Here is a 6,451-nt window from a genome sequence, read left to right on the forward strand (position 1 = left end):
TCGGCGGTCTTGAGGCCGTCGACGAGGTCACCATGGTGGCCGTCCCCGACCTGATGGCCGGCTACGAGAAGGGCCTGATCGACGCGGACGGCGTCAAGAGCGTACAGACCGCCATGATCACGCACTGCGAGCTGATGGGTGACCGGATCGCCGTCCTCGACCCGCTGCCCGACCTGATTCCCCAGCTGGTGAGCCACTGGCGTACGGACGTGGCCGGCTACGACTCGAAGTACGCCGCCCTCTACTACCCCTGGATCAAGGTGCTCGACCCGGCGAGCGGCCAGAACCGCCTCGTACCGCCGAGCGGTCACGTCATCGGGGTCTGGTCGCGCAACGACACCGAGCGCGGGGTGCACAAGGCCCCGGCCAACGAGGTCGTACGCGGGGCGCTCGACCTGGCGGTCAACATCACCAAGGGGGAGCAGGACCTGCTCAACCCGATCGGCGTGAACTGCATCCGGGCCTTCCCCGGCCGGGGCATCCGGATCTGGGGCGCCCGGACACTGTCGTCCGACGCGGCCTGGCGCTACATCAACGTCCGGCGGCTCTTCAACTACCTGGAGGAGTCGATTCTCCTCGGCACCCAGTGGGTGGTCTTCGAGCCCAACGACATCCGCCTGTGGGGAACCATCCGCCGCAACATCTCGGCGTTCCTGCGCGAGGAGTGGCGTCGCGGCGCGCTGTTCGGGGCCAGCGCGGGGGAGGCGTTCTACGTCAAGTGCGACTCGGAGACCAACACCCCGGACTCGATCGACGCCGGCCAGGTGATCTGCGAGATCGGTATCTGCCCGGTCAAGCCCGCCGAGTTCGTGGTCTTCCGGCTGTCCCAGTTCTCCGACAGCACCAGCCTCGTCGACGAGTGACCGTAGCGGGAAAACAGCAGTCATCTTCGCCGGCCCTGAACAGCTCTGAAAGGCAGTAGGACCCATGTCGGTTACCGGAGACACCCTCTCCACACACATTTTCCAGGTCGAACTGGGCGGCGTCATGGTCGAGTCCGTCCAGGAGGTCAGCGGCCTGTCGGTCGAGGTGGACACGATCGAGGTCACCCAGGTCACGCCGAGCGGCCAGTACCTGATCAAGAAGCTCCCGGGTGCGCGCAAGGGCGGCGAGGTCACCATCACCCGGGGCCTCGACAAGAGTTCCGCGTTCAGCGAGTGGATCGAGCAGGTCTTCGAGAAGGGGGCCGTCGACGAGGCGCGCAAGAACATCAGCATCATCATCACGGACTCCAAGAACACGCCGGTCCGGCGGATGAACCTGGAGAACGCCTGGGTCAACAAGTGGGAGGGGCCCGGTCTCAAGGCGGGCGACGCCGCCCCCGCGACGGAGAAGGTCAACATCGTCTTCGAGACGATCACCTTCGCATGAGGCGTCGTACGGTCTCCGGCGCCGCCCCCGGGGCGGACCTCGCCGGAGACGGCTCCCTCCTCACCGCACCCGAACCGGCGCCCGCCGTCGCGGCGCCCGAGCCGGTCGTGGAACAACGGCTCAGGACGGAGTTCGAATTCGAACTCCCGCGCGGCTACGTGGACGACTCGGGCACGGTGCACCGGCGCGGCTCGATGCGGCTGGCGACCGCCCGCGACGAGCTGGTGCCGCTGATCGACCTGCGGGTCAAGGAGAACCCGGCGTATCTGACGGTGGTCCTGCTCGGACTGGTCGTCACCCGTATCGGGGCGATCACCGATGTGCACGCGGGCGTGGTGGAACGGCTGTTCGCCGCCGACCTCGCGTTCCTCCAGGACTTCTACCGCCGGATCAACGCGGAGGGTCACACCCGGGCCGAGGTGACCTGCCCGTCCTGCGAGTGCTCCTTCGACGTGGACCTCGCCGGCAGCCGCCTGGGGGAATCGTGACGTACGGGGTCGACCGCATCCACGAGGAGGCCGCGTACGTCGCCTACCACTTCCACTGGCCCCGGGACCAGATCCTCGACCTGACCCACGCGGAACGGGCCCGGTGGGTGAGCGAGATAGCCCGGATCAACACACGCCTGAACGAAGGATGAGCAAGGGCCATGGCGATACGCGACTGGATCGGCCGGCGGGGGAGGAGCGGCCGTCCGTCCGCTCCCGCGCCCCCGGCTGCCGCTGTCGCCGCCGCGGGCGCGGGTGCTGGTACGGGTGCTTACGCCGGTGCCGGTGCCGGTGACTCTGCCGCCGCCGCCGTGTCCGGGCCGGTCGCGCGGTCGGACGGTGGCTGGCCCACGACGGCTCCCATGCCCCTCACGATCGCACCCGCGGCCCTGCTCACCGACCCACCCGCCTTCGAACGCGGCCTGGGCACCCGGCAGAACCCGTCGCTGTACCGCGACCGCGGACGCCTGGTCAGCATCGACGCCCCGGGCGGCGTGGCCCACGGGGTGGTGGGCGTGGTCCCGGGAACGGCGGTGCAGCGACGCGTCCGACCCAGCCCGCCCGCTCATCCCGACCTGCCCGACCTGCCCGACCGTCCCGGCTTTCCCGTCCTTCCGTACGTCGGACCCGGTACTGAGCAGGGTGGTCCCGAGCCTGACGGTCCTGGGGGAGGGGGACTTGGGACAAGCGGTCCTTGGCGGGGTGGTTCTCCATCCGGTGGTCCTCGGTCCGGCGGCGGGCGACAGGGAGAGAAGGTGGCGGATGCCGGAGCCGGGGCTTCGGTGTCTTCAGGGGCTTCGGCATCCTCGGCTGCGTCCGTCCAGCGCCGGGTGGCCGCCGCGCCCGGACCACAGGCGCGGGAAGCGACCTCGTCGCGGACACGGCCACCGGGGGTGCGGGCGGCGGCTGTAGCCGCGCGTTCCGGGGGAACGACGACTCAGGACTCGACGGGCCTCGGGGCCCAGCCGCCTGCCCTGGGCGACCGGCGGCGACGGCCATCGGTCCCGGCCACGCCGGTAGTTCCTGCCGCTCCTGCGGCCTCAGCCGCTCCCGTGGCATCGGCCGACTCCGGCGCACCGGTCGCCCGTCGTACGTCGGACTCCGGTCCGGCGGATCATCCGGTCGCCCGTACACCGCCCCCGGTGGTGCAGCGCGCGGTCACGTCGCGACCGGGGCCGGGGGCGCTGTCCCGGCAGCCGACAGGCCCGCTGACCGACTCCGCGTACGCCCCGAACGTGCCGGCTTCCGGTGCGGGTTCCGCCGCCGTGACGGCCACCCCGCCGGGCGACCGCCAGAGTTCGCCGCCGCGACCGCCGGACAGCGCCACACGGGCGGTACCGGCGGCTGCGGTCGACCGGCCTGCCCCGGTGGTACCGGCAGTGCCCACGGCATCGTCGGCCACTGCCTCCGCCCTCGCCCGTACGTCCTCACCCGCGCCGCCGGTCGATGTGCAGCGCCGACCGGAGCGTGCCGCGCCCGTGTCCCCGGCGCGGTTGCCGGCCGTTCCGTCGGCCCCGCCCACCGGCACCCCGGTTCCCCCGACCGTCCCGGAGAGCGCCCGTCGGCACCCGGAAGCGGACGCGTCGGCGATGCCGTTCGCGCCGCCCACGCCGCAACGAGGCCAGGAGACGCAGCCCCGGCAGGGCAACATGCCACCGCATGTCACCCGGCCGACCTCCGAGCCTGCTCCTGTGGCGGTGCCCGAGGCCGCCGGACCCTCGGCGACGGCGCGGCGGCAACCGGTCGGGCCGGTGGTCCAGCAGACCCGGCAGACCCAGCAGACCCGGCAGACCCAGCCCATCCAGCCTGTTCAGCCGGTCCAACGAAGTGTTCAGCAGCCGTCGCGGCCCGGCACTGTTCCGCCCGTGGGCATCGGCTCGCCCGATACGGCCGCCCAGCCGGGCCCGCCTCAGCGACCGTCCAGGACCGCTGTTCCTGGCCGCCTGCCGACACCTTGGCGGAAGACGGGGAAGACACCGCACGCCCAGGCCAGGACGGCTGTGCCCCCTCCGACCCCTGCCCTTCCCGGGCGACCGCCTGCCCCTGCCACGACTCCCGTACTGCCCAGCACCCCGGCCATAGCGGCGCCCGCGCCCGAGTTGCCCGGGACGGCTGCGCTGCCCGTATCCCCTTCCTCCGGGAGAGCGTCGGCGACCGCGCCCCCGGCCACGGAGTCCTCCCCGTCGGCCCCGCTGCCCACACGCGGCGAACGGGCCCCCGGTGCCTCCGCGGCCTCCGCGCCGACGCCGGTACCCGCTCGGCCCGCTGTCCAGCGTGCGATGCCGCGTGTCACGGCACCCCCGCCCTCGGCTCCGGCGCCCGCGAGCCCTCGCGCGTCCGCGTCCCAGGCACCGGCACCTGCTCGGCCTGATGCGCGGGCTCCTGCGCCTGCGCCCACACCCCGGCCCGCGTCCCAGGCACCCACCGTGCCCGCTGTGCAGCGCGCGATGCCGCACGTCACCGCGCCCGCACCGGCTCAGGCACCCATGCCCACACCGGAGTCCGCGCCCCACCCCTCAGCGCCCACCGTGCCCGCTGTGCAGCGCGCGATGCCGCACGTCACCACGCCCCCACCGGCCCAGGCTTCCACGCATACGCCCACGCCCACGCCCACATCCGCCACCCCCAAGGGGACCGAGATTTCGGTGTCCGTGCCCAGCCCGCCCATGGTGCAACGCGCCCCGGTACGGAAATCCGGCCTCGGGGCCCCGCTTCCCGCTGTGCCGCTGTCGCCCCCCGCGCCTCGGGCCGCCACCCTCACCCCGGTCGTCGCCGACCTGCCGAATGCGAACGCGGACGCGGACGCGACGGTTCGCCCGGCTCGGCCGGGGCGCGGTGACCGGCCGGGGCTGGGACTCGGCGCGCCCCTGGAGATGCCGAGGTCCGGAGCCGGGTCTCCGGTGCCCCTGGACATGCGGCGGGCCGGAGTCGAGGCCCCCCTGCCCCCGGCCCCGTTCGTGCAGCGCGCCACCGCGGCCGACCTCTCCCCGCGCCCCGTTCCGGAGGAACCGCGCGGTGCCGCCGTACGTCCGGTGGTGGCCCGGCGTACGCCGAGCGACCCGGTTCCGCCCGGCCCCGTACAGCGGACCCCGGCCGTGCCTCGCGCATCCACCGGCCCGGTCGGCGTCCCCGATGTGCCACGGCCACGGGAACCACGGGAACCACGGGTGCCCACGTATGCCATGCCCGCAGACGCCTCGCCCCCGTCTCTCTCCGCGTCCTCGTCCCTCTCCGCGCCCCCGGTCCTTCAGCGCGCGATTTCCGACGGGCCCGGCTTCCCGCCGTCCGCGCAGGCCCCGCACGCCGCCGAAGGCATCCGTACGACACCACCGCGCCCGCTGGTCCCCCCTCGCCCGCGACCGGCCGCCTCCGTTCCGCCCGCCGCCCCGGCGATACAGCGCTCGGCGCGCCTCGGTACGGGAGCGGCGCCGGGGAAGGCGAACACCCGTACCGCGCCCGTGGTCCTCGCCCGGGAGGGTTCCGGACGGCCCTTCCTGGTCGGGGAGTCCCCGGACCCGGCTCCGGCGCGCCCGGAGTCGTCGGCGGCCCCGACCCCGCCCCCCGTACTGCAACGCGTACGGCACAACCGCCCGGCTGCCTCCTTCCCGGCGACCCCGCTGGTGAACAAGCCCGCGCCCGGTCCGGACCGTCAACAGTCCGCCTGGACGGGAGCACCGCCGTCATCACCCCCGGTACCGCCGGCATCCGCACCCCGCGTGCGGACCCCGGCCCGCACCACCGCCCCGCCCGCCGGCCCAGCCACGGCCACGAGGGTGTCGACCCCGACGCCGGACAACCCGCACCCGCACGGCCTGCCCGAGGACATCGGGGCGTTCCTCCAGCGGATGGAGCGCAGGCACATCGACGAACTCGCCCGGCGCCTCGCCGATCCACTCGGCCGGCTGCTGCGCGCCGAGTACCTGCTCGGCAGAGAACGGGCGGGGCGCCTGCTGGACGGCGGGCGCTGAGGTTGGCGAACGACGAGACGCGCACCGACGAGACGCGCAACGACCAGATACGCACCGACGAGATGCCCAACAACAACTTGCCCAACAACTACTCGCCCAACAACTACTCGCACAGCAACGACTCGACCAGGCGACGGAGTGAGCGCGGATGACGACGGATCCCGGGACGAGTGTCCACTTCCGGCTGCAGATCGAGGGCATAGACCTGGGCGGTTTCAGCAACTGCGAGGGGCTGAGCCTTCAGGTGGAGGTCGAGCAGCGGGTGGAGGGCGGCAACAACGGCTTCGTGTGGCAACTGCCCTCGCGGATCACGTACTCCAACGTCAGGCTGTCGCGCCCGTTGACCTCGGACTCCTCGAAGGTGGCCGGGTTCCTCGCCTCGCTGCCGCGCAAGGCACGCCGTGGCACCGCCCAGATCGCGGCCCTGCGGCCGAACCTCCAGGACGTGATCGCCCAGTGGTCGCTGCGTGACGTGATCGTCGTGTCCTGGACCGGCCCCAGCTTCGACCCCAACAACTCGCAGGTCGCCACCGAGAGCATCGAACTGGCCCACCACGGCTTCCTGTGACCCGAGCCTGCCCACCGCGCCCACCCGACCACCAACCCGACCACCAACCAGACCAT

8 protein-coding genes are annotated in these 6,451 nt (G+C 73.1%); 7 read left to right on the forward strand and 1 reads right to left on the reverse strand.

Translation table 11 applies throughout. From position 1 onward, the window contains the following. The 4 genes from AOK08_RS39160 to AOK08_RS46775 all read left to right on the forward strand — a co-directional run. On the forward strand, window positions 1-863 hold an 863-nt coding region (locus AOK08_RS39160; protein ID WP_198539531.1), incomplete at its 5' end, for a phage tail sheath family protein. 64 nt (window positions 864-927) lie between these two features. Beyond that, window positions 928-1,371: a phage tail protein gene (locus AOK08_RS39165; protein WP_055534965.1), complete on the forward strand. Its 444-nt coding sequence runs from the start codon at window positions 928-930 to the stop codon at window positions 1,369-1,371. Continuing rightward, window positions 1,368-1,859, forward strand: a complete 492-nt coding sequence (locus tag AOK08_RS39170) for a hypothetical protein (protein WP_055534967.1) — start codon at window positions 1,368-1,370, stop codon at window positions 1,857-1,859. The genes AOK08_RS39165 and AOK08_RS39170 overlap by 4 nt, the downstream gene beginning before the upstream one ends. Further along, on the forward strand, window positions 1,856-2,011 hold the full coding sequence (locus AOK08_RS46775) for a DUF6760 family protein (protein WP_198539532.1): 156 nt from the start codon (window positions 1,856-1,858) through the stop codon (window positions 2,009-2,011). The genes AOK08_RS39170 and AOK08_RS46775 overlap by 4 nt, the downstream gene beginning before the upstream one ends. Window positions 2,012-2,973: 962 nt before the next feature. Here the strand turns inward: AOK08_RS46775 and AOK08_RS39175 are convergent. Next, window positions 2,974-3,468 carry a hypothetical protein gene (locus AOK08_RS39175; protein ID WP_157876991.1) on the reverse strand — a complete coding sequence of 165 codons (495 nt, stop codon included), beginning with the start codon at window positions 3,466-3,468 and terminating at the stop codon, window positions 2,974-2,976. An 817-nt stretch (window positions 3,469-4,285) separates the two neighbouring features. Between AOK08_RS39175 and AOK08_RS39185 the strand changes: the two genes are divergently transcribed. Genes AOK08_RS39185 through AOK08_RS39190 form a run of 3 tightly spaced genes read left to right on the forward strand, consistent with a single transcriptional unit; the run spans window position 4,286 to window position 6,395 of the window. Next, window positions 4,286-5,827 (forward strand): hypothetical protein, encoded by a 1,542-nt coding sequence (locus AOK08_RS39185; protein WP_157876992.1) that lies wholly within the window; start codon window positions 4,286-4,288, stop codon window positions 5,825-5,827. Between the two features lie 2 nt (window positions 5,828-5,829). After that, complete coding sequence (locus AOK08_RS46205) at window positions 5,830-5,979, forward strand: hypothetical protein (protein WP_157876993.1); 150 nt, start codon at window positions 5,830-5,832, stop codon at window positions 5,977-5,979. Continuing rightward, window positions 5,976-6,395 (forward strand): phage tail protein, encoded by a 420-nt coding sequence (locus tag AOK08_RS39190; protein WP_055534974.1) that lies wholly within the window; start codon window positions 5,976-5,978, stop codon window positions 6,393-6,395. The genes AOK08_RS46205 and AOK08_RS39190 overlap by 4 nt, the downstream gene beginning before the upstream one ends. Window positions 6,396-6,451: the final 56 nt, after the last annotated feature.

The sequence above is a fragment of the Streptomyces graminilatus genome (assembly GCF_001418565.1).
In the GTDB taxonomy this organism is placed as follows: Bacteria; Actinomycetota; Actinomycetes; order Streptomycetales; family Streptomycetaceae; genus Streptomyces; species Streptomyces graminilatus.

What these genes read in the sequence shown, in the direction of transcription:
- AOK08_RS39165 (WP_055534965.1), top strand. Translation starts at nt 928, where the DNA reads ATGTCGGTTACCGGAGACACCCTCTCCACACACATTTTCCAGGTCGAA.
- AOK08_RS39170 (WP_055534967.1), top strand. Translation starts at nt 1,368, where the DNA reads ATGAGGCGTCGTACGGTCTCCGGCGCCGCCCCCGGGGCGGACCTCGCC.
- AOK08_RS39190 (WP_055534974.1), top strand. Translation starts at nt 5,976, where the DNA reads ATGACGACGGATCCCGGGACGAGTGTCCACTTCCGGCTGCAGATCGAG.